The organism is Anaerostipes sp., assembly GCF_018381315.1.
Classification (GTDB): domain Bacteria; phylum Bacillota; class Clostridia; order Lachnospirales; family Lachnospiraceae; genus Anaerostipes.
In genome coordinates this window covers 108156-134093 of record NZ_JAGZSD010000002.1, presented here as the reverse complement: position 1 = coordinate 134093, position 25938 = coordinate 108156, and the positions used below count along the sequence as shown (strand labels likewise).

Annotated in this window: 20 protein-coding genes; all 20 read right to left on the bottom strand. The window is 31.9% G+C overall.

Annotated features, from left to right (window positions below; translation table 11 throughout):
- Positions 1-19 precede the first annotated feature (19 nt).
- The gene (gene tagD, locus KH180_RS01935) at positions 20-439 is read right to left on the bottom strand and encodes a glycerol-3-phosphate cytidylyltransferase (protein WP_290755846.1); all 420 of its coding nucleotides are present in this window, start codon (positions 437-439) and stop codon (positions 20-22) included.
- 19 nt (positions 440-458) lie between these two features.
- Positions 459-1202: an ABC transporter ATP-binding protein gene (locus KH180_RS01930; protein ID WP_290755845.1), complete on the bottom strand. Its 744-nt coding sequence runs from the start codon at positions 1200-1202 to the stop codon at positions 459-461.
- A gap of 9 nt (positions 1203-1211) precedes the next feature.
- The gene (locus tag KH180_RS01925) at positions 1212-1988 is read right to left on the bottom strand and encodes an ABC transporter permease (RefSeq protein ID WP_290755843.1); all 777 of its coding nucleotides are present in this window, start codon (positions 1986-1988) and stop codon (positions 1212-1214) included.
- A 114-nt stretch (positions 1989-2102) separates the two neighbouring features.
- On the bottom strand, positions 2103-4649 hold the full coding sequence (locus KH180_RS01920; protein WP_290755842.1) for a CDP-glycerol glycerophosphotransferase family protein: 2547 nt from the start codon (positions 4647-4649) through the stop codon (positions 2103-2105).
- Positions 4633-7374 (bottom strand): YfhO family protein, encoded by a 2742-nt coding sequence (locus tag KH180_RS01915; RefSeq protein ID WP_290755840.1) that lies wholly within the window; start codon positions 7372-7374, stop codon positions 4633-4635. Before KH180_RS01915 ends, KH180_RS01920 begins: the two co-directional genes overlap by 17 nt.
- On the bottom strand, positions 7371-8408 hold the full coding sequence (locus tag KH180_RS01910; protein WP_290755838.1) for an acyltransferase family protein: 1038 nt from the start codon (positions 8406-8408) through the stop codon (positions 7371-7373). Before KH180_RS01910 ends, KH180_RS01915 begins: the two co-directional genes overlap by 4 nt.
- 18 nt (positions 8409-8426) lie before the next feature.
- Positions 8427-9674, bottom strand: coding sequence for a hypothetical protein (locus tag KH180_RS01905; protein ID WP_290755836.1), 1248 nt, complete (start codon positions 9672-9674; stop codon positions 8427-8429).
- Positions 9675-9686: 12 nt separating this feature from the next.
- The gene (locus KH180_RS01900; RefSeq protein WP_290755834.1) at positions 9687-11273 is read right to left on the bottom strand and encodes a DUF6020 family protein; all 1587 of its coding nucleotides are present in this window, start codon (positions 11271-11273) and stop codon (positions 9687-9689) included.
- A gap of 10 nt (positions 11274-11283) precedes the next feature.
- Entirely contained in the window at positions 11284-12213 is a 930-nt protein-coding gene (locus KH180_RS01895) for a glycosyltransferase family 2 protein (RefSeq protein WP_290755833.1), read from the bottom strand.
- Positions 12214-12554: 341 nt separating this feature from the next.
- Positions 12555-13844, bottom strand: coding sequence for an O-antigen ligase family protein (locus KH180_RS01890; RefSeq protein ID WP_290755831.1), 1290 nt, complete (start codon positions 13842-13844; stop codon positions 12555-12557).
- Positions 13845-13886: 42 nt separating this feature from the next.
- On the bottom strand, positions 13887-15731 hold the full coding sequence (locus tag KH180_RS01885) for a polysaccharide biosynthesis protein (RefSeq protein WP_290755829.1): 1845 nt from the start codon (positions 15729-15731) through the stop codon (positions 13887-13889).
- A gap of 28 nt (positions 15732-15759) precedes the next feature.
- On the bottom strand, positions 15760-16911 hold the full coding sequence (locus tag KH180_RS01880) for a DegT/DnrJ/EryC1/StrS family aminotransferase (RefSeq protein ID WP_290755827.1): 1152 nt from the start codon (positions 16909-16911) through the stop codon (positions 15760-15762).
- A 14-nt stretch (positions 16912-16925) separates the two neighbouring features.
- Entirely contained in the window at positions 16926-18329 is a 1404-nt protein-coding gene (locus tag KH180_RS01875; RefSeq protein WP_290755826.1) for a NosD domain-containing protein, read from the bottom strand.
- A gap of 46 nt (positions 18330-18375) precedes the next feature.
- Positions 18376-18951 carry an N-acetyltransferase gene (locus KH180_RS01870; protein WP_290755824.1) on the bottom strand — a complete coding sequence of 192 codons (576 nt, stop codon included), beginning with the start codon at positions 18949-18951 and terminating at the stop codon, positions 18376-18378.
- Positions 18951-20024, bottom strand: a complete 1074-nt coding sequence (locus tag KH180_RS01865; RefSeq protein WP_290755822.1) for a Gfo/Idh/MocA family protein — start codon at positions 20022-20024, stop codon at positions 18951-18953. The genes KH180_RS01870 and KH180_RS01865 overlap by 1 nt, the downstream gene beginning before the upstream one ends.
- Before the next feature lie 10 nt (positions 20025-20034).
- Complete coding sequence (locus tag KH180_RS01860) at positions 20035-20949, bottom strand: UDP-3-O-(3-hydroxymyristoyl)glucosamine N-acyltransferase (RefSeq protein WP_290755820.1); 915 nt, start codon at positions 20947-20949, stop codon at positions 20035-20037.
- Entirely contained in the window at positions 20939-21676 is a 738-nt protein-coding gene (locus KH180_RS01855) for a hypothetical protein (protein WP_290755818.1), read from the bottom strand. Before KH180_RS01855 ends, KH180_RS01860 begins: the two co-directional genes overlap by 11 nt.
- Positions 21677-21678: 2 nt before the next feature.
- On the bottom strand, positions 21679-22992 hold the full coding sequence (locus KH180_RS01850) for a nucleotide sugar dehydrogenase (RefSeq protein WP_290755816.1): 1314 nt from the start codon (positions 22990-22992) through the stop codon (positions 21679-21681).
- A gap of 13 nt (positions 22993-23005) precedes the next feature.
- A complete protein-coding gene (wecB, locus tag KH180_RS01845) occupies positions 23006-24094 on the bottom strand; it encodes a non-hydrolyzing UDP-N-acetylglucosamine 2-epimerase (protein ID WP_290755814.1) in 1089 nt (362 codons plus the stop codon).
- Between the two features lie 4 nt (positions 24095-24098).
- Positions 24099-25931, bottom strand: a complete 1833-nt coding sequence (gene asnB, locus KH180_RS01840; protein WP_290755812.1) for an asparagine synthase (glutamine-hydrolyzing) — start codon at positions 25929-25931, stop codon at positions 24099-24101.
- Positions 25932-25938 lie beyond the last annotated feature (7 nt).

The following is a 25938-nucleotide window of genomic DNA, read 5'->3' as shown; positions in this document are numbered from 1 at the left end:
TCCTGTGTACTGCCCCTATTTACTCAGTATCTTCTGATTTACTCTTTCCCATTAGCCCTAAATCCTGTTTGATTTTTGTTGTTGAAATACCTTCGGTTCTCGGAAGATAGACAACATCGCAGTATTCTTTGAGAAAATCAAATTTTCCTTCCCAATCATTGCCCATAACAAACGTATCTACATGGTATTCCTGCACATCTGAAACTTTCTGTTCCCAGTTATTTTCCGGGATTACAAGATCCACATAACGGATAGCTTCCAAAAGTTTTTTTCTCTCTTCATAGGTGAAATAGCATTTCTTCTGCTTTTCATCCCAGTTGAACTCATCTGTGGAAAGAACAACAATTAAATAATCTCCCAGTTCTTTTGCTCTTCTCAGCAAGTTAATATGCCCTGCATGCAGTAAATCATAAGTTCCGTAAGTTATTACTTTTTTCATCACGTACCTCCATGTACATTTACTTTGTTTTTTCTTCGTATATTGCACTTACTTCATCAATGCCGCCTTCTGCAATGATTCGTCCCTGTTCCAAAAGAATTGCTTTATTGCAAAGTCTCTGAACCTGCTCTAATGAATGTGATACAAATAAAACCGTCACACCTTTATCAAACATACTCATGATCTTTGCTTCACTTTTCTTGCGGAACTTTGCATCCCCAACTGATAAAACTTCATCTAATATCAAAATATCCGGTTCAACTAAAGTTGCAACAGAAAATCCGAGTCTGGATTTCATACCTGAAGAATAATTCTTCACAGGAACGTCAATAAACTTTCCTAGTTCTGAAAATTGAATAATCTCATCTAATTTATCATCAAGAAACTTTTTAGAAAAACCAAGAACAGCACCATAGAGATAAATGTTCTCCCTCCCGGTATACTGCTGGTCAAATCCAGCGCCCAACTCCAGAAGCGGAGCAATCTTTCCCTTTGTCATAACGGAGCCTTCTGTAGCTTTCAGAACACCGGCTATTACTTTAAGCAAAGTACTTTTACCTGCACCGTTCAATCCTAGAATACCTAGACGATCTCCCTTATTTAACGAAAAATTTATTTCCTTCAGTGCCCAGAATTCATTATATGAAATCTGCCTTTTAAGCAATTTAATTATATAGTCTTTCAGATCGTCGACTTTTTCCTGACTCAGATTAAATTTCATGCCGACGTTTTCTACTTTTAATACTTCCTTTTTCTTTGCCATGACAACCTCCTATATATGCAGAATGAATTCATCTTGTTTTTTGTAGAAGAATACCAATCCTACAATCACGCTGACAATAGCAAATGCTATAGAAGCCGCTAAATACCTCATATTCATAGGCATACCAAAAATAGCCTGTCTGAAATTATGGATCAGCAAATACAGTGGGTTGCACTTCAAAATCCAGCCAAAACCTGACGATAATAATTTTTCAGGATAATAAAAGATTGCTGAGGCATACATGACGATCATCAGACCGACAGACCAAAGGTACTCAAGATCTCGAAAAAAGACTGCCATAGTTGAAAGGATCATCCCAACACCAAAAGCAGTGACAAGAAGCAGAATCAAAGGAACAACCGCCTGCAGCATATATACAGTAGGATAAACTTTTAAGACGATAGCTACAACCACCAGCACAATAAGAGAAATCGCAAAAATAATATAGTTAAAAAGTACACTGGATAATGGGTAAATATATTTGGGTACATATACTTTTTTTATCATTCCTGCATTTGTACGAATGGCCTTCATTGCTCCATTGGTAGCTGAGGAAAAAAAGGTATACATCAAACGTCCAGTCAGTATATAAACCGGAAAATGAGGGTCCTTATTTCCAAACAATGTGCCAAAGACAATACTTAAAACAATCATTGTCAGAAGCGGCTCTAATAGTGTCCATAAAATCCCAAGATATGAACGACGGTATTTTAACTTTACACCCTTTTTTACAAGTTCATATAACAAAAACCTGTATTTTTTAAAATTTTCAATATACGTTTTCACAGTATTTTCTCCATTTTGTTTTTTACATATTATTTGTATTATACTATTTTATCACCAGATATTCAATTACTGTTTTAAGGGAAGCCATCCATTAATGCTGACTTCCCTTATTGTTTAAATTACATTCCGTATATCGTCCTTATTTATAATATTCAAATTAGGCAAACTTCGTTGAAAACTACGATATCTTACAATCTTCCTGTATTTTTCGTTTTTACGATTCCACTGTTTCAGCTCAAGCCAAGTTAAAACACGGTTATACCCATACACAATATAGGTAATTTTATCGTTATACTCTTCATACATCCACTGATTCATTTTAGAATCAAAATATTTTAAACGAATGGCATAAATTATATTCTCTTTCTGATTTTTACTGTATATTTCATCCAATTCTTCTTTAGTATCAATTCTCTTTTTAAAGACATAAAGTTCTCTTGGTATTCGCTTATTAAATGAAAAATCAGAGACGAGCATATGATTATACTCCCCTGAGAAAACAGCTTTGTTTACATACTTTGCTGAATCTATTGAATCATACTTAATATATTTTTCGCAATATTTTATGTCATCCAAATATGTCGACTTTAAAAACTGATCCTTTTTTATGCCTTCTATAAGTTTCTCCAAATCATAAATCTTGTAAAATGGTAAGTCCTTAGCATTAATATAGGTTCCTCTCTCTTCCATATATTCGTCATAATCATACATAAATAAAACAATCGGTTTTCTTGTGATTGAAAAATCGAAAAATATACTGGAATAATCAGTAATAAGTATATCCGTGCAATTTATGAATTCATATTTTGGTATATTAGCTGGAAAAGGCTCTATGTGTTTAAACAGGTTATAATCCACTTCATTCCCCACATTAGGATGAAGATTTACGAAGAATATCTGATTTTCTCCCAAAATTTCATCCACTCTGGATAATATATTGTTAATATCATCAATATAGTCTGCTCCTATGCCCTGGTAACTATTCTTCCCCCTCCATGTAGGCATGTAAGTATATAATTGCTTACCTTCATAGCCTAGTTTCCTCTTTAATGAAATACCAGCCTCTTCATCCATAAAAACTGCATTTCTTGGATATCCGCAGACAAGTGATTTACCAGTATATAATTCATTTAGATTATAGTCTTCCATCATATGTTCTTTTGTAAATTCATTAGGAAATAATAAGTAGTCTGCCTGTAAAAAATTATGCTGTATATTATGCATTGACTCAATACCTTTTCTCATATTTTTTCCTAAAGTTTTTAATGGGGTTCCATGCCATGTATTTATATAAATCTGTTCTTCTTTCTTTATAAAATAAGGCGGAAAAGAAACATTGTTTATTAAATAATTTGCTGTAGCCAATACTTTCTGATACCGAAAAGATTTGAGCTTTACAAGATGCACATCCATTTTATTCTCTTTTATAAACTTCCTATGTTCTACATAGTCATTAGTCGTAATGTAAATTTTGTATTCGGACTTTTCATTTAAAAGTTCCTGCAGCATTGCTAAGGGTGAATCAGATATATCTTTTCCATGAAAGGATTCAAATAAAACTGTATTTTTCTTAACGGAGCAATGTTTCATTACCCAAGTATAAAAATACTTGTATATTTTTTTCTTATTATATAAATGTTTATCTACTTTTTTCCCAAAAGTTATCACTCTTAAAGGAAATAAGGCAATAAAATACCAGTATAAAGACCTTTTATAAAACCAGCGTTTTACATTTCGATCTTTGGGCAAAGTAAAGTTCGGAAAATATCCATAATTATTTCCCCAATCTGGGAAATAGCTCCTTAAATGTTTAAATGCTTTGTGAATAAACTTAAACTGAAAACTGCGTTTTTTATATGAATCAAATTCCTTAAAACGATAATATATATGTCTTAGATTTAGCGTCACTAACTCATCATGAAAATTTTCGAATTCTTTTGCTTCCTTAAAACGACTATTTAATAAATGAAAAGAATCTAGCATTTGCATCTTTTTCGGAGAATAAGTACTCATAATAGAGCCTTCTCGCTCTTCTATATAATAATAAAGTTCTTCATCAACCTTTGAAACTTTATTACAATACAACAGTAAAGGGTACATAGTACAAATATCTTCGAAAATAATTCCTTTTGGAAATTTTATATTTGTTTTTTGAAATATATTTCTTCGAATCAGTTTATTCCATGCATAAGGAGCCATGGTAATCAACATTGTTGGATTTTCCCTGATATTTTTACCATATAAGTGCATTGTCCCCTTTTGTGCACTTTTTCTAGTCTGTTTATTTTCATTCACTTTGAAATATGCACAAGTCACTGCATCAGCATTATCTTCCTGCGCTTTATTATATAACTTCTCATACATTGTTATATCAACATAATCATCACTATCAACGAATGCAATATATTCACCAGTTGCGTACTGAAGTCCAAAATTTCTGGCATCTGACAAACCGCCATTTTCTTTTACATACCCTTTCACAAGTCCTGGATATTGGCTGACATATTGCTCAATTATTTCTTGGCTGTTATCAGGACTTCCGTCATTGACAACGATAATTTCTATATCTCTTAATGTTTGATTAACTAAAGATTCCAGACACCTTGCCAGCCAATTTTCAACTCCATAAACAGGTACAATAATACTAACTTTTATTTGCATCTTTACCTCCTGAAATCTTCTTTAAATGTTTATTCCTTATCAAATGTTGTAATACGATTAACAATATTGTTAACATTGAAGTCACGGCTCCTGCCCGAAAACCTGGTGTTGTATATTTTAACACAATTTTATTCTCATTTTGTGTTAGCATAATACCCATTCCCATAATATTGGCTCTATTCACTTCAGTCTCTTTTCCATTAACAAAAGCTTTCCATCCGGAACTGTATGGAATGTTAAGATAAAGCATTTCCTTTTGAGTCGATTTCTTTTTTAACGTAATTGTGTTCCCTTTAACGTTTATATTGTTTACGCTGTTATTTCTTAAAGATATTACCTTATCTTTGTAATGACGCATATCTTTGCTAATAAACTTAAGTTGATCAAATTTATAAATACCTTTTATTCTAAAATCAATGAGAATCTCATTATCTTCCTTCTGAGTATACCCCAGATTCACATAAAAATCATCCCTGTCTGGATGATATCTACTATAATTATTAGCAAAATTATAATAGCTTCCAACACCACAAAACCAAAAAGCTATCGGCGTTTCTGCTTGTGGTCTGCTATTTTTGATAGGTGTATACGAAAAATTCTTAAAATACATATAATTCTCTGTTCTCATATGTGAGGTTACTGGAACTCTAACAATAGTTTTATTCTTTTTAATAATAAATTTGTTATCTTTAATAACAACGTCTTTATTCCCATAATTTGCTTCTTTTATTTTAGAAACAAATTTTTTCCCCGAATAATTCCATTGTTTCAACGATACTCGTTCGTCATTCTCTTTCAAATTTTGTTGTTTACTATCTATAATTACTGTATCCATCATAACTTCTTCTCGTTCAAGAGTAGATAACTTTAACCAATTCTCTCGTGTCATATATTTTCCATACACATAAGCTGGTGAAAGGAAATATTTATTTTCATAAATTCTTTCCATTTTCTTTGTTTTTTTATTATAGTTGCTTTGTACCAACTTATATCCAAATGGTACCTTTTCATAATATGGATCTCTTACAATAATGTACTTTACATTGTTCAAAGTATTTAATACTGTTCTTGAATCATATCCAGATATTACATTTTTAACTGCTTCTTTTTGATTCAGCAAAAAATCTTGATACTCAGATACTCCTTTATTCCCCATACTCCAGTAACTTGAAGTGCTTCCATAGTTATTAAAAATACCATAATTCAAAATATTAGGACTCAATACATCAACTTTTTCTCCGGGCTTCATTTCATAAATATTTGGTAGACTGCTCATACGAAGTGTATTTTTTATCTCTTTTACAGATGTAAAATAATTTTCCTCTAATCTATCTTCTGTATACAATCTAAAGCTTAAACTTACATTAATCAACATTATCCCCAAAAGAAATACTGTTACCTTTTGATAATTCCATTTTCTATTTCCGAAAGCTAAAACTGCAATCGTAAAAATGCATGAAATAAAAGTCAATCCCAAGTCGGCTAATTGCAAATGCATTACAAATCTTGCAGCAGCAGCTACCGCAAGATATATTAGTATAATCTTGAAAATCTGTTTATATATCTTCTTCTCCTTAATACAAAGTATTTCTGGAAATACTTTTACTGCTACAAAAGCTAAATAAAAATCAACTAAGAATACCCAACGGTCGGCTACATAGTTAAAACCATTGAACATCCAGCCTATTACCGGCAGAGACTGCATAACAAATATCCCGTATATTCCCCAAAGCGCAGATTTGTACTTTTTTCTTTTGACAATCATTACAGCAAAAATAATTAATATTAATCCGACAAATCCTCCACCCAGCTTATTTGCAAAATGCCCAAATATACCGGTAAATAGTTTAGTGTAATCTTCTAATGTATAATGCAATAGATTTACCTTTCCTACAGAAGTCTGAGCATTATTTTTAAAAGCAACTAATATTGGAAAAAATATTATTGCCGAACAGCAAATGCCTTTTAAATACGCAGTAAAAAAACAAATACCTTTTTTAAAGAAGAGCAAAACAATATTTTTATTAAAGACGCGTCCATTTGTTTTTATGAAACTAATAACCAAGTAGACACCTGCCATTATTGACAACATATAAAAGAAATAAAAATTGCTGATACAAGCTAAAGCAGTAATTCCTGTTAAAAGTCCTGTTTTCTTTTGAGATAACATTCTATCTATTGCAATAAAAAATACAGGAAGATAAATTAATGCATTCACAAAAAACACATGGCCTGTACTGGAATGCAGCCCATAGGCAGAAAAAATATAGATCAGTGTTCCTATTAAAACAGCAAAGCGGTTTTTTTGTTTATCCCAGCAAAACCAAGAAAAAGTCAGCCCTGCCAAATATAGTCTTAGATAAATAACAGCTTGGAAAGCTACAGCAGAAAATCTGATTGGAACAAATACTGAAACTAAATTGAGAGGATCTCCAAATGAGTAATAATTTAGTGTTGTCAAGATATCTGATCCATAACTTAAATTCCAATCCCAAGCTGGTATAGTAAGCGTCCCTGTTGAGAGAATGGTTTTAATAATTGACCTTATATATTGTCCTAGATATACAAAAGCGGGATAATGCTGCTTCAGACAATCCTTGCTGTTGATCATTAGGACATGTTCTTTAAAAAAAGGTATAGAGATGAAAAAACAAAACACAAGAAATACCGCAGTATATGTACATAAATATTTTCTTTTTTCATTTGTTTTACTTCTTATTTTCATTTCTTTCTCCTGCTGTTTTTTCCAACAATGATAGGGATATATTTGTTTATAAAACCAATAAACGGAGCCATACAAATTAGCGTAATAAAACATAAAATAAATGTTTTTATCATAAAGCTAGTACAATTATCGAAAAACTTCCAATTAACGATAAATCTATAAATAATCTTTACAAAGAAAAGATGAAATGCAAAATAAGCAAGCGTATTCTGTCCTATAAAGCTTAAAATGCGATTTGAGTTTAATAACTTACAAAAAGAAAACAATAACATTGTTCCTGCAATTATCATAAACATACATAAAATAAAATTATAATAATAATTTCGATTTACATCAAGGTTTTTCCAACCATACATTGTATAAGATAGAAGTCCCGCCCCCGTATAAATAATCAGAGAAAAAATAAAGCCTTTAAAACTTAGTATAAATCCTTTAAACCCGGGGTAACTCTGCAGCATAAAGCCCAGATAAAGAAAAAATATGCAGATAAGTGCAGTGTCAATTCTCCATGGAATTGCTATCTCTGGTTTAGACCAAAAATAACCCGCACAACAACATGCTATTGAAAGGAATCCAATTAGCAGCAGATTATTTTTGCTAATCTTTTTAATAACAAAAAATATAACTTCTACTACAAAAAGACATGGTATAAACCATAAATTTTTACCTAATAAATAATTTTTGAAATAATTGATAAAATATAATTTAACTTGTTCATTCCAAGCTCCCACATGATACATATAAATCAATACATTCATGGCCATACTGATAAAACCTAAGAAAAAATATGGTACTAGTATTTTGATAATTTTATTCTTAATAAAATCATTCCATCTGCCTTGTCTATCATTAAATAAATATCCCGATATTACAAAGAATCCCGGTATTTTAATGGCACTTGTCGCCATAAAATAAACCGATAAATTACTGCTTTGATATCCTTTCCCCACCAAAAAACTTCCAATATGGCCGAATATAACCATTATCATTACTATACTTCTTGACAGATCAATCCAATCTTCTCTTTGTCTCATAAAAAAATTCCCTTTCAGTTATATTGTTCTCCTCGTCCAAAAACCTTGTATAAATATCATAAAAATCCCCAGATAAGTTATTTCTAAATTTCTAAAAGTAAACCAAAGGTGAATATACGAATGGTTTTTTAAAACATAAAACCACACAAATGGCATTACAGCAATTAAGAGAAGGGGTATTATATTTATATTACGTTTAACCAGCCCTGATATACAGCCAAGTAAAAGCAGCGCCAGCATCACCAATAGAATTATCAAACCCAACTTTTTCCCATATACTGAAGATAATTTTTGTAATATATCCAAATATGCAATATTACTGCCATCTGTTATATTTGAAGATGTTCTTAAGAAAATTTTTTCAATTGCATTTGCAAAAACATTCTCTCTTAAAATGATACTTGCAATTAGCCATTTACTCATCCAAGTTAAGCCATAACCAGCTGCCCAAAGCAAAGTATTCTGAATAATATTAATTAAATATTTTATGCCCTTTAATTCCAGATTTATTAATCCCATAAAGAGAAGTGGAATTCCTAACGATAAAATCGGTGTTGTCAATAAATCAAAGAAACTAGTTGCCATTCCTGTAATGAAAAAAATATAAAATATATTTCTTTTTTCGCATTTTAATAACGCTAGTATTGAAATAAATTGAATATAAAACATTGTAGTATATTGAATATTCATTACAATCACCGAAGGCACTAACAGCAATATTGAGAAAACGAAGCTTATAATATATTTTACTTCAATTCCTTTTTTCCTCATCTTAATGAGAATTAACAAAAACAGAAACAATAATACTACACCATTTAAATGAATTATTTGTGAATATGTGAGGACCATAAGCAACAGTTTTAAAAATATTTGATAACCATGCCAGTATCTATAATAAAGTGTGTGGTCCCCTTTTTCCTTATTTTCAATTTGTTTTTTCAAACTCACAGTTTGAGTATATTCAGGAATATATGTTGGCAAGTTTGACCTCATAGCCCGCTTTATGGCCAAATCCTGCTTGTCTTGTTGCTGCGTAGCCATATTTAACATTAAGGCATCAGTAAAATTATCCTTCCTTGTGCATAGATATCCCTGAACATATTCAGGCCACTCTTTCTCTTCTACCAGTTGATCAATATCACCAGCAATGTGCTTTTTCATAATATCTTCAGGCAGCATATATACTAATGTTGTTGAAACTAACATAAAGATAATTCCTATAATAAAGATCATAACTAGTCCTGTTTTTATACTGTTCTTTTTCATCTTTCTTCCTTTTTATTCAGATTTGTTGCCTTTCAAAAAAGGCAACACCACAAATATAGGTAATTCTAATGCTAATACATATACATATCTTAAACTAAATGCAACAGGGGTTGCACACAAAATAAACAGCCAACAAAATAAAGGAGGCAAGAATCCAAGATATCTTTTATAGTTATGATCTCCCCAGCAGATCGTCATAGAAACTAGCATTATCCACACCAACAACCCTGATCCAATTTTTACCTCTTCATTTTCTAAATTGTTTTTAATGGATTTACCAAATATCTTCTGAAATAAATCTGTATTGCAGATATGATAGGAATTATCAAAAACGGTATATGATGTATACCCATATTCATTTTGAATACCTGGATACCAAAATCCAAAAGTCTCTGATACATATGCCTTAACATATGTAATGAAATTCTCCGGCAAAAGCTCAATCCATACTTTAATAATTTCAGCTTTATGCTCTTGCAAATAAGTATCATTAAATTTTGGATCGAACTTTATGTCATCAACCCTGCTTGGAGCATAATTTTCAATTATTTTATCTCTTGGAATTAATGAATAAATTATTTTCCTTTGCTCTTCTGACAATACATTTTCTTCTTCCTCCGCAACTACTGCTGCAATTTGCTGAATAGGTATTCCAAATGCCTCCGTTTGAGGTTTTTTAATTCCTGCCATGTTATATATAGGCCCTTGTATAATAAATGAAATAACTACTATAAAAAAGATATTTAAAACTAAGCATTTTAATTTTTCTCTATATATCAGGAATAATGTCACTAAACAACCAATAATAATAAAAATTCCATTATTCCGCAGAAATATAATTATAAAACACAAAACATCTATTATTACTATGTCTATAAATGTATTTTCACCTCCTTTTTCATTCACGCATTCAAATAATCGAATACTTAATAGCAACAGCGCTACTGAAAATATAGGATCCTTCCAAAGTACCAATGCATATGCTGGAAAAACAGAAACAACTGCAAAATAAACTGTGGTAATGCCGATAATTTTTTTATTAATATAATTTCTTCTCATCCAAAATAATACATTTGCCACCCCAAATAACATAATCAAGGTCTGAACAATGGTATAACAAAAAATCCCTATATTAATATTGTGCATTCTCTGTCCCAGTTTAACAAAAAGAGAAATATAAAGCGTATATAGCACAGGGTGGTGATTATTATAATTCCCCTCATAGATTTGTCTAATAGAACTTAAAGAATCTCCCTGTACTGACCCTGGTGCAAATGTAAGAATATATGGAAGCCAACACACTAAGACAATAGCAATACAAATAAATATTATTCTTTTGCTTACCATCTTTTTGCATGCAATAAAAGAAGCAATTTCACTTCCAAAACGACGTAAAATCATTACAATCGTAAAAATTACACATAAAGAGAGTAAAAAAATAATGAAATCACTAATGCGAAAATCTGACATAAAGTTTACTGGATATTTATCACGCACATTCCCACTAAAATTAACTTTTCTTCCCAACGTAAAGAAACAAGCAAGTAATGACGCCAATAATATATAAATCTTTTGTTTTCTTATCATTTTTAAAACCATTATTATTCTGCTAATTACTATTATCGCGATTGATCATGTGCAGCCTAAATTCAAAGTCCTGCCTATTCTTTTGTACAAAAGTTGTCAGCAAAAGTCCTGAAAAAAATGACTGTAACGCAGCCATCGCAATAAAACCGCTGACGATTAATGTTGGAAAATTAGGGACAAGCCCAGTATTCAAATATTTCACTAAAACTGGTAAAAACATGATAGCCGAAATAAGAAATAAAACAGCTGCCAACCCTCCAAAAAAACCTAACGGCTTATAATTTTTATAAAGCTTCAAAATTGTTATAAGCACTTTAAAACCATCAGAATATGTATTTAATTTAGACTCACTTCCTTCCGGACGATCCCTGTAATCTATAATTACATTTTCAACCAACATATTCTTGTCTACAGCATGAATACTCATCTCTGTCTCAATTTCAAAACCCTTTGATAGCACTGGAAAAGTCTTTACGAATTGATAACTAAACGCTCTATAACCAGTCATAATATCGCGGATATTGCTTTTAAATAATCGATTAATGGTTGCCCTAACTAAACTATTCCCTAAATTATGAAACGGCCGCTTATTTTCCTCAAAGTAGGTTGATGACAATCGATCTCCCACCACCATATCAACCTTTCTATTCAAAACTTTCTCTGCCATCTGCCGGCCAAATTTAGCTGGATAGGTATCATCTCCATCAACGATAATATAACACTCAGCATCAATTTCACGGAACATACGCCTAATAACATTTCCTTTTCCTTGCTGATATTCATATCGCACTATTGCTCCTGCAGTTTGAGATAATTCTGCCGTTCGATCTGAAGAATTATTGTCATAAACGTATATATTTGCTTCCGGCAGTTCTATTTTCCAATCCTCTATTACCTTTTGAATCGTTTTTTCTTCATTGTAACATGGAACTAATACGGCTATTTTATCCATTTTATCCTTGTATGATAATTAAAAAGTAATTATCACACTCTCCTTTCTTTTTAATATCGTGATTCATACATTCAGATCTTGTGGGCTTTTGATTTCTCCAGTATTTTTAACTGCTCAGCTAACGTGTATTACAGCTACTTTTATCTGATTTTTATATGTTGGATGCACCGGAGCACTTTGCTCCAGTCAGTATTTATTTCAACCAAGTTTACATCAAAAATGCATTTGCCTCATCTGGTAAGTCTGCCACAAGCCATTCGACAAATCAAGTTGCTAGGTAACCGATTAGAATAGATTTAGGCTGAGATGACAGAGATTATGATGTTTAATACTTGTTTTTCTTATTTCTTATGATACATAAGCTGTTGATTTTTTACACTTCCAATCCCCATAAGTAACATCATAATAAAACATCCCAAAAATATCTCAGTTATAAAATAGCTTTCAAATATATTAACGAGGAAAAAAAAGCTTAAACACAAATACCATTTTTTTGCTTCTTCATCACTCATATTATGTATTCTTCTCAGCAAAATTAATATAAATAATATTAATCCAACAAAACCTTTTACGATCAGTGTTCCAATATAACCATTGTGTGTATTGAAGGACCAGAAGGATTCTACTAATTGCTTGGCTTTCTCTGTTGGGAACATCTTTCTAATATAATTATTCCTTGCTTCTTTCTCTCTCTCAAAGTTGCCTGTGCCAAACAATAATTCTCTTTTGTTTCCATTTAAATCCATTTTCCATATTAGATACCTTTGACTGCTAAAAACATTAATTTCATTTTCCTTCGCTGTCATAGTGGTGATTTCAGATTTACTATTGCTATTTTGAAAAACGAAAATCACTAATACCATACTAAAAAAAAGCGATATTATTAAAAAACCACTTGCTATTTGCTTTGGTTTTATAAACCTTACACATTTTTCAATCACATAACCTCCCGCACAAAATATTAAAGCAAGCTGGGCACTTCTGCATTGCTGAAACCAAATGAACCACACCGAGAATACTAAAAATAAATATTTTAATATGCTTCTTTTCTTAAAATAGTTTATACAAATGAAAATACAAATACCAGTAACAATACCTGCATAATTAGGGTTAACATAAATTGTACAATACTGTGATTGATTAAAAAATGTATACTTTATAATAAAGTGTTGAATATATTTAACAAAAATCAGGTGGGATTTCATCTCCATAATTTTGAAAACTATTACTGTTAAAATATTCATTGTAAATACGATATAAATAAAAGTTTTTAAAATCAGGTCTAAATTATCAAACATTTTACATAACAAAAAACCTATAGATAAAAAGAAAAGCTCGTAAAAAAAGACCATTCTTCCCAATTGATCAGGATCTTTTATAATAAAATATAGACTATAAAGCAAATAAAGGAATACAAAAATATTAGTTTTTATCAGATATTTTATTTCGTTGAAAGAACATAAAAACAAATTTATTAAAACTGGTATAAATATCAGAAAAGCAGAATAAAAATATATTTTTTGTCTTAAATTGTATTCAATCAAATATGAAAAAGATGTAATGCGAAAAATAAATATTATTATAAGGAAAAGTATTACTAACTTAGTAAAAAATATGTATGTCTTTTTCATACTGCCTCCAGTCTTTCTACAGAATAAACCTGTATAAGTATACTATTTATTCACTTGATATGTATCCACTAATTCATGTACTAATTCTCTTATATTGTCTGATTCTCCATATGCTGTATCATACAAAATCTTTAAGTATTTATTGAGCTTCTTTTCATCTATCTCTATAGGTTTTCCAATCTTTATCAACTTATTTGGCGTTGTCTCCAATCCTTCTTCATCCATCAGCAGCTCTTCGTATAGTTTCTCTCCTGGACGAAGGCCTGTATATACAATTTTAATATCTACATTTGGAGTATAACCAGAAAATTTAATTAAATTAATAGCCAAGTCTAAGATCTTTACTGGCTCTCCCATGTCTAAAACAAATATCTCTCCGCCTTTTGCATAAGCTCCAGCTTGTAATACCAATGATACTGCTTCTGGAATTGTCATAAAATATCTAATAATATCAGGATGGGTTACTGTCACAGGTCCGCCTTCTTCTATCTGCTTTTTAAATAAAGGAATAACAGAACCATTAGATCCCAAAACATTGCCAAAACGCACAGCAACAAATTCTGTTTGAGACTTTTTCCCAAACGTCTGCACTATCATTTCACAAATCCTTTTAGTAGCTCCCATTATATTTGTAGGGTTCACCGCTTTATCTGTTGAAATCAGGATAAATTTTTCTGCTTTATATTTATCTGCGGCTTTTGCAACGTGAAATGTTCCAAAAACATTATTTTTAACCGCTTCATTTGGTGAAGATTCCATAAGCGGTACATGCTTATGTGCAGCCGCATGGTAAATAATATCTGGATGATACTTCTGAAACAGCTTGTCAATTTTTTTTGAATTCCTTACTGATGCAATCAATACTGCCAACTCTAGATGTGGATATTTTCTTATTAACTCCTGCTGTACGTCATAGGCATTATTTTCATATATATCTACAAGAATCAGTTTCTTGGGACCGTGTTTTGCTACCTGTCGGCAAAGCTCACTCCCTATGGATCCTCCTCCGCCTGTAACCAATACCACTTTATTATTTACATAATCCATAATTTCTTCCGTATTTATATCTATTTGGTCACGGCCAAGTAAATCCTCAATCTCGACATTTCGAAGTGCACTGACACTTACTTCGTCATTCAGAATTTTATACATTCCTGGAAGAACTTTTATTTTACAGTCAGTTTTGCTGCATATATCAATAATTTCTTTTCGTTCAAGACCTGTAGCGCTTGGAATGGCTATATGAATTTCATCTATCTCATACTTCTCTGCCGCTTCTATAATTTTATCACGTTTTCCAACAACCTTTTTTCCCTGAAGATATCTCCCCTGCTTAGTTTCCATATCATCGATAAAACAGATCACCGTTTTATTAATCTTGTCCGAACTAGTAATTTCTTTTGCTATTTGATTTCCTGCTTCGCCGGCTCCAATCACCATAACACGGCTTATATCTCCAGAAGCTCTCCCAAAAAGGCCGCGTTCCTGTAAATACAGTCTGGTAAAACGGTAAAAAAAACGAGCTCCGCCTGTCATGGCAATTAGTAGCAGCATATATATAAAAAACCATGAACGGAACATATTGATATTCATTAAAACAAACGCAATCATTATTAATGCCGAAGCAGACACACTTGCAATAATAATATTCCTTGCCTCATAAATACTTGCATATAACCATAGACTCGAATAAAACTTCATCACCGTAAATGTTACCATTGTTATAATCAGGATAACATAAATGTTCTTACTTAACATTCCTAGATAGTAAGGTTCTATCTGTCCATTAAATCGAATCCATAATGCAGCATATGCCGCAATTATTACAGCTAATATGTCAAATACAAATAATCCAAATCTTTTTACACTAATTGATTTCAAATTCATTCCCTTTATCCCTTTTGTATTCTATTTTCTATAACATAGTACTCCTTTGTACAAATCCCTCAAATCCTTTAATACAATCGGCTACTGATTGTATTTCATCTTCTTTCATATAAGGATGTATGGGTAATGATAAAACAGTATCGCATAAGCGATTAGTCACAGTAAATTCCTCTTCTTGATAATGATATTTGCTGAATGCTTTCTGTCTATGCATTGGTTTGCGGTAATACACCATTGATGGAATTGCCTGTTTTTCTAAATAACTCTGCAGCTTTTCCCTTTCTTCTGTATTATGAAGTATAATTGTATATTGTGCCCAGCTGGAAGTATATCCAAGTGGAATTGTAGGAGTCATAACATAATTCTTCAACTCTGTTTCATATAATCTTGCCAGATCATTCATTCGCTGAAGTTCATACTCTTTAAAAGCCTTTAATTTCACAAGCAAAACCGCAGCCTGTAATGTATCCAGCCTTGAATTCATTCCTACACGAACATTATCATACTTCCCATTACCTTTTCCATGAATTTTATAAGATGCTAATAAATCTGCTAACTCATCATTATCTGTAAAAATTGCACCACCGTCACCATAACATCCAAGAGGTTTTGCAGGAAAAAACGATGTTGTCGCTATATCACCAAAACTGCAGGCCCGCTTTCCATAAATCATACCACCAAACCCCTGAGCGCCATCTTCCAAAATTAATAATTTATATTTTTCAGCAAGGATTCTAATCTCTTCATAATCTGCCGGCAGCCCAAACAAATCAACTGCAATAATAACTCTCGGCCTTAATTTCCCTTCTTCTAGTACTTCGATAATTTTTTTTTCTAACTTTTTTACATCAATATTAAATGTTTTGTCATTTACATCCACAAATATTGGAGTGGCCCCCTGTAAATCCACTACCTCCCCCGATGAAAAAAAAGTAAAATCAGGAACAAAAACAGCATCACCTAACCCAATACCCCATGACATAAGAGCCAGCTGCAAAGCATCTGTACCATTCGCACAAGTAATGCAATGCTTAGTTCCAACATATTCAGCTAACTCATTTTCTAATTGGCTTACCTGTCGCCCCATTATAAAATTCGCATCTTGCATTACCTCTTTTACAGATCGGTCTATATCAAATTTTAGTTCTTCATACTGCTGTTTTAAATCACGAAATTCCATTTTATCCTCCTCATTTACTCTATTTTTCGCATTTTCTGTTCTGCCACATTATCCTCCACAATAATATCTTCTGGATTTCCCCAAACCACAACATCTCCCCCGTACCCTGCTACGTCCGGATCAACATAATTGTTCCCAGATAAAGTGTTATTTTTTATAATACATTTTTTTACTTTCTCCCCTATTGAAATTCCCGATATAAGATTATTTGTAACATAATTATTGGAAATATTTGAATTCGTAACTTGATCAATACAAATTCCTCCCGAATTCCTCTCAGTTTTATTATTATTAATCAAGTATCCATCCCCACCTTCCAGATAAATACCATATGTAACATTTGCTTGTATTACGTTATCAGTTATACTATTACCTGTTCTCTTTCCTTTTAATCCCCAAATACCATAACAATTTCCTCCCAATATCTGATTACTTTTTATAATATTAAAAGAAGCTGATTCGAGGATCGTAATACCATCTCCTGAATTTAAAGTTGCGCCGCTGGCAGTAATAACATTGTCAGAAATTAAATTATTGTTTCCAGAAAGGAACACTCCCCCTGAACAGTCATAAAATGTATTCCCCAGTATCTTACACATACTTGATCCTGAATCTACCACTACGGCATTTCTTCCGCCCTCAATGCGGCAGTTGCTAAGCACAACATTTTCACTTTTTAAAATTCCTATACTATTTTGATTATAATTTTTGTTTACAATTTTAATATTATTTATTTCTATATCTGAACTATAATTAGAAACAATAATTGATTCTTTTCCTTTGGATTGCGTCATATCAAATTTAATTTTATTATTTTCTATCTTACCATTTTTAATTGTAATATCCCCTGTTTTATCTGATAGAATTTCTACTTTTGCTGTGCTTTTTTTATAAATTCTATTCGGCCTTTCTTTTACAAGAAAACTAGTTTTATTTATTACTTTAGAAACTATATTCTTTTCACCAGCAGAACCATCCGATATATATATTCTTTGACCCTTTTTTATAGATTCTGTATTTTCCACTTTTACAATGAAATCTTCAGGAAACTTTGCCGGTTCAATTTTTAAATCTTCGATCAACTTTATCTTTTCTTGCTTCCTTTTGTCCCCCAAATAAAATAATGGTTTTCCTCCTGTTTTATATAAAACATGGCCATTCAGATCTAAATTGGTATTTCCCTCTATATATAAAGTTTTATTCCCACATGTAATGTCAGATTCTAAAACAATATTCAAAGTGTTATGTTCTTTTTTTAGCAAATTTTCTAATTCTCTAAATGTATTTACATAATTTGTTTGTTTAAGGACTTGCTTGTTATTATCAGCTTCGATTTTCCTGCTCTCGCTAAACAAAATCAATGTAGTTAGTACAATTACAGCTATGATTACTCCTTTTATATTGATTCTGATTTTCATTCTCTTCCCCTCTTATAATCACAACACACACTTAATAAATGTAATTCTAGAAACCTATTTCCTCAAGTGTTTCTTTATCAGTCAATTGATATTTTCTATTACAAAAAGGACATTTTAGTTCTTCCAATACTGTTCCGCACTTACAAACCCATCCTATCTGTTCTGCTGGAACACCAACAACTAATGCATAGTCTTTTACATCTTTTGTAACAACTGCTCCGGCAGAAACCATTGCCCATTTTCCAATAATATTTCCACACACAATAGTTGCATTGGCTCCGATAGATGCCCCAGTCCTCAATAATGTTTTTTTATATCCTGTTCTTCCTTTTGGAAATTTTGCTCTGGGAGTCAAATCATTTGTAAACACCATAGAAGGGCCGCAAAAAACATAATCTTCTAATTCAACACCTTCATAAACCGATACATTATTTTGAATTTTACATCCATCTCCAATCTTTACTGAATTAGATATATTAACATTCTGTCCCAATACACACTGTTTTCCGATCACAGCCCCTTTCTGCAAATGGCAAAAATGCCATATTTGGGTACCATCACCAATCAAAACCTCATCATCTATGTAACTGCTCTCATGGACAAAATATTTTTGTTTATCCATCAGAATTCTCCTTTCATATCTGCACTCGAAAAGTCTGTCATCGGAAAATTGACTATTTCCCCGGTTTTTTGGCTTTTGTAAATAGCTAATATCATTTCCAACGCTCTTTTTCCAGCTCTTGCATCCACATATGGAGTCCTATTTTGTTCAATGGCATACAACATATCCGTAAATAAACTAGTATGTCCATTTCCATATACATTACTTGTTGCTTCTTCTAACCCTTTATTTTTCAAATCATCTTCCGTTTCATCCGCAAAATCCCACACATCTATATTATTGGTAGATTTTCCACCCAATTTAACAGTCCCTTTTTCTCCAAACAAATACAATGTTTCTTCTAAGTTTTTCGGATAGACATTCGTTGTTCCTTCAATAGTTGCCACAGCACCATTTTTAAACTTAACTACTGCCATACCAATATCCTCAGCCTCCAAATAATGATGGAATTGTTGCCTTGTAACACCATATACACTCTCTACTTCATCTCCGAGCATCCATCTTAATAAATCAATTCCATGTATACATTGGTTCATAAGAGCTCCGCCATCCTTATCCCATGTTCCACGCCAAGGAGCCTGTAAATAATAATCCTGGTTTCGATTCCACCTTACGTGAATTGAGCCATGTGATAATTTCCCAAATCTTCCTTCTTCCACTGCTCTCCGCATTCTTTGAACAGCTATATTAAATCTATTTTGATGGCACGCTGCGACCTTAACATTTTTAATTTCAGATAATGCAATAATTTTATCGGCGTCAGCTAAACTCATAGCCATCGGTTTTTCAATAATTACATTGATATTATGCTCAATACAATATATAGCGATTTCCGCATGAACTCCACTTTCTGTGGCAATGCTTATCAATTCTATCTCGTTCTCCTCAATCATCTTTTTATAGTCAGTATAACATTTAATTGATTTCTCTTCTTCGAGATTATGTATTTTTAATAACTGTTTCATATGATCAGTGCTCAAATCACATACAGCTATTATTTGCATGCTATTATTTAATGCTGCCTTTATATGATTTGTTGATATCCTTCCACAACCAATTAATGCATATTTCATATTATACCTCCTAATTGTCTCTTAAAATTTTTGCAGGAACACCAACTACGGTTTTTTTATCATCTACATCTTTAAGAACAACTGATCCCATACCCACAAAACTATTTTCTCCAATTTTTACCTGATTCTTAATTAAACACCCCGGTGCAATATATGAATTTTTTTTCAAATCACAACTGCCACCCAGCAAAGATAGAGCAATTACAAGCGAGTTTTCACCTATATGAACATTGTGAGCAATATGACACAGATTATCGATTTTTACATTATCTTCAATCCTGGTATCTTCAATCGTTCCTCTGTCTATACAAGAATTAGCACCAATTTCTACACATTTTCCTATCTGCACCCCACCAAAATGTGGTACTTTTTTATAGTAACCTTTGCTGTCTTCATAATACCCAAATCCGTCTGTACCAATCACAACTCCAGATCCTATCACAGTATTTTCTCCAACTACAGTAGGACATTCTATCTGCACATTATTCTTAATAATTACGCCATCCTTTAGTATGACATCCTCTCCAATAAAACAATTATGCCCAATAGATACATTTTTTCCTATATGTTTCGTTTCTACTATTGCATCACTACATATTCTTTGTAAAGGTTTATCATAAAAAAATTCATTAAGAATTTCAAAAAACACCATTTTCGAATTTTCACAAACAATAAAATTATGATTTGGATATGCTCTCTCCCTGGTATTTGCTACAATTAATACTTTTTCTGTAATTTGATTTATATTATAGTTAGATACATCTTTTACCCAAACTACAGAATTATTCTTTATATAATTTAAGGAAGAAAATGATGTTATGTACAGATTGTGCTCTCCTAAATATTCAAATCTTATTCCTTTTCCTTTTAAAAAGCAAAGAATATCTTTTACCATTATTTTTCTACTCATATTTTTATTTCTCATTTTCAAAATCCATTCCCATGACCTTTTCCAAATTCAATATATTTTTCTTTAGTCCCTCATAACGTTCTTGACCTGCTCGTGATATAAAATCCCCTAGGCATTCCTTCATTTTTATTTCTTCTTTTCCATACCAAATAGGGTGTGTTAAAATATGCAGTTTTTTATATTTTTCTGAATTAATAATCTCATAAATATTCTCACGCCAATTTCTTCTGGAGTCAGAAACATATTTAAAACCTTCAAAAAATTCTTTTCCATAACTATTGACTATTTCCCCGTTTTTTATTTTGTAGTCTGCATCCAACGTTATTTTTGAAGGTCTGTGCATTGAGACAGAATTCACCTTTCTATTTATGCATTTTTCCAATATTTCAATTTCATTCTCAATATTCTTAATGATATTAGATGTATCGTTATATTTTTCCTCATCAAAATGTAAACCAATATCATGTCCCAAAGAAGAAATTTGCTTCAACAACAATTCATTTTTTTTTGAAAAAACATTATAAAAATCACTTGATAACAATACATAATATGTAGACGATATTCCTAAAGAATATTCCAATGTTGAAATTTCTAAAGCTTTTTCTATGTCCATATCTATATCGTGACGAAGTATTACAGCTTTGTCAAATTCTGCATAGTTGTGATAGTTTGCAAATTTATACTCTTTTTCCTGAAGAAATTTTAATAAATTTCTATATGCCTGAAATGTGAATTCTATCATTTTTATAAAACCTCAATATTTTCTTTATTATGAATATCCTTCATTACATTTTTTGTATCAAATATAGCTTTTGCTGATTTCTGTACCATATTATAATCAACATTTGTATGTCCAGTTGTAATGATAACCAAATCATATCTCTCTATTATTTCCTCATTAATTTCAGTTAATCCCTTATGTTTTTCCCCTTCATAACAATATTCATTAACCCACGGATCATAAAAAGTTACATTTGCACCTTCACGCTTCAGAATTTCAATAACCTGCAATGCAGGGCTTTCTCTATAGTCATCAATATCCTGCTTATAGGCAACCCCTAACACCAACAGTTCAGAACCTTTTAATGATTTCTCATATTTATTCAAAATTTTCCCTGCTCTCTGAACCGTATATTCTGGCATATTATCATTTATCATCATTGAACTTTCAATCATAGAGGTGTGAAATCCATATTCTCTGGCTTTCCATGATAAATAGTACGGATCTAGGGGAATACAGTGTCCGCCTAACCCAGGACCTGGATAAAAAGCCTGAAATCCATATGGTTTTGTTTTTGCGGCATCAATAACTTCCCATATACTGATCCCCATTTTATTACATAGCATAGTTAACTCATTAACTAATCCAATGTTGATATTTCGATATGTATTTTCCAAAATTTTTTCCATTTCTGCTACTGCAGGAGCAGAAACTTCATGTACATCTCCTTCTAATACAGCTCTGTACATTTCAGCAATTACTTCTGTTGCATCTTTACCTATGCCGCCCACAACCTTAGGAGTATTTTTTGTTTTATATATCAGATTTCCAGGATCAACACGTTCTGGCGAGAATCCTAAATAAAAATCTTCTTCACACTTTAATCCTGAACAAGACTCCAAAAGAGGCCGAACAAGTTCTTCTGTAGTTCCAGGATATGTAGTTGATTCTAAAACAACCATAGTATTTGCTTTTAAATATCTTCCAATTTGTTCCGTTGATGCCTGAACATAACGAATATCTGGCTGTTGATGTTTATCTAAAGGAGTAGGAACGCATATGGCAACGAAATCTACATTTTGAATGAAGCTAAAATCATTTGTTGCTTTTAATTTTCCTTCATTTACCAATTTTTTCAAATCAGCATCTACAACGTCTCCAATATAATTTTCTCCTTTATTTACTTTTTTTACTTTTTCCTTCTGTACATCAAAACCAATTGTCTGAAATCCTGCTTTTGCTTTTTCTACTGCTAACGGAAGGCCAACATATCCTAATCCTACCACTCCAACTCTCATACTTTTATTTCTGATCTTATCCAATAATAGTTCTTTCATTAAATTCCTCCGATTAAATCAACTTTTCTTCTTCTAGTATTTTTACAATATATTCAGCTGTTTTCCCATTTCCAAAATAAGAAATTTGTTCTGCTTTCGCAGTATTTTCAATTGAGTTAAAGTACTTTAATTTAGAGTCTATATCCTCATCGTTATTAAAATCTAAAGTTATAATATTTCCGTTTTCTACAAGTTCTTTCCATGGATTAAAATCCAGCATAAACAAACATTTTTTTCCTGCAAAAAAAGCTTCTTTTGAGACGCCGCCCGAATCAGACAAAATAAACTTAGAATAATTCATTAATACAACCATATCCATATATCCAATGGGTTCAATGATTTTTAAATTTTTTATATGTTTAATTCGATCCTTCAACTCAAATACTTCTAACATTTTTCTGGTTCTGGGATGTAAAGGGCAAAGCACCGTTTCGTTAATTTTTTCCACAAAATCCAATATCCCTTCCATCCGCTGTCTGGAAACAGTATTTTCCTGCCTATGCCAAGTCATAAGAACGTATTTATTCTCTTCTACACCATATTTGCATAATATTTTCTGGTTTCCTTTCCCTTTGCAATATAAAAATGTGTCATACATAATATCACCGGTATTATATACACCATGGTATATATTTTCTCTATTCAGATTATCAACAGAAATCTTGTCCGGACAGCACAGTATTTTTGATACATGATCTGTCAATGTTCTATTTATTTCTTCCGGATTATTTTTTACAAATGTTCTTGGACCTGCTTCCACATGAACAATTGGGATATCCAGTTTTACTGCCGCCAATGCACCTGCTAATGTAGAATTTGTATCTCCATAGACAATAACAATTTGGGGGGCTATTTCTGTCATTATTTTTTCTAATTCTATTAATGCTACCCCAGTCATATGTCCATGTGTTCCACTTCCGACCTGAAGATTTTTATATGGCTTTTCTATTTCAAGTTCGTCAAAAAAAATATCTGACATATTTTCGTCATAATGCTGACCTGTATGAATAATTATATCTTCATAACCTTTTTTTCTCAGTGTTCTTGACAGGGGCGCTAATTTAATTAATTGAGGTCTGTTCCCTACTATATGCATTATCATATTTTTATCTCCCTAAATCTTCCGATTTCACTTTGAATTTACGCATCCACAATTCCAGACATATATATCGAAAAAGTCCTGCTCCATTATTATTATCTAATATACTATCCCAATTTTTCAACAATTGATTTGTATCTATAAATGCTTCGGACCAAATTTTTTCTTCTTTAAAAATAGACCTGAAATAGTCCCTTTCATTTTTCAGCCAACTGTCCTCCGGAGTAGCAAAGCCAATTTTATCTTTTCTTTTTTTTATCAAATCTGGCATCTGTAAAGAATTTCTCATTATATATTTGGACCATCCATGATGAATTTTTTTCCCGATAGGTAAAGAAGCACAAAATTCTACAAATCTGTAATCCAAAAAAGGTAAACGACTTTCAATAGAAAAAGCCATGGAATTTCTATCTGCATACCGAAGCAGCGCAGGAAGAGATGATACGAATACATCATTGTGTTGGAAATCATTTTGCCTGGAATAATCATATCCTTTTTCCACTTTGACAAAATTTTTATTTAAATAATCACTGTTTATTTTTACTTCTCGTTTTGAGAGTATTTTTTTTATCTTGTATAAGTCATTTTTTAAAAACATTGTTCCTTTTATCTGAGAAAATGCCCCCAATAATTCTGCTAATGCCGAAAAAATACGTTTTTCTTTTATCAATTTTTTAATATAATATATTCTGGCTTTTCTGTAACCACATAAAATTTCATCTGCACCCTGCCCGTCCAACAATACGGTAATTCCATTCTTACTCGCTTCCCTATATACGCAATAACTTGCATACATGCCAGTAGAAGAAAAAGGCTCATCTTGAAAATATATCAAATCTTCCAGTTCGCATTTTAAATCTTCTTCATCTGCAAAAACCTGATGTGGAATAGTATCCGTGGCTTTAGAAACTTCCTCCATATATTTTCTTTCATCTATTCTTTTATCTTCTGTACAAAAAGAAAATGTATGCTGCTCTGTTTTCCTAGGCTCTTTTTTTAATAATTCATCCATACAGCACACGATAGACGAAGAATCCAGCCCCCCCGAAAGACAACTTCCCACTGGAACATCTGCTCTTAATCGTAACCTTACAGAATCTTCTAAAATTTCCCTGCATTGATTCTGATCCCTCACATTTAATTTTCCATCTGTCTCATCAGAAAATGTTATATCATAATAGCATTCTTTATGAATATTTAACTCTGAATCTACTATCATAAAATATCCGGCAGGCAACTTATAAATACCTTCAAAAAAAGTTTCATTTGTATGTTCCACGAGTCCCTGAGTCAAATAATCAAAAACAATAGGAGCATTTGCAATTCGTTCAATATTACTGTCGCATAATAATGCTTTGATTTCTGACGCAAACAAGAAACGTTCTTTATTGATATTATAATAAAATGGTTTAACTCCAAATCGATCTCTGGCACAAAATAATTGTTTCCTTTGTTTATCCCATAAGGAAAATGACCACATTCCATTAAATCGCTCTAAACACTTTGTTCCCCAACAGTCATAAGAAGCTAGTATAACTTCTGTATCTGTATTTGTGTCAAAGGAATAACCCTTTTCCTTTAATTCTTGCCTCAGTTCCAAATAATTATATATCTCACCATTAAACACGAGGACATACCTTGTATTATATTCCATTGGCTGATGCCCTTTACTGGATAGATCAAGAATTGATAGTCTTCTGTGACAAAGCCCTATTGGCTTTTCCTCAAAATACCCAACATCATTGGGTCCCCTATGAAGAATTGCTTTCCCCATTTTATGTAGAAGCAATTCTTCTTGCAAAGCTTCATCTTTCGCCAAATATCCACATATTCCACACATATTTTGT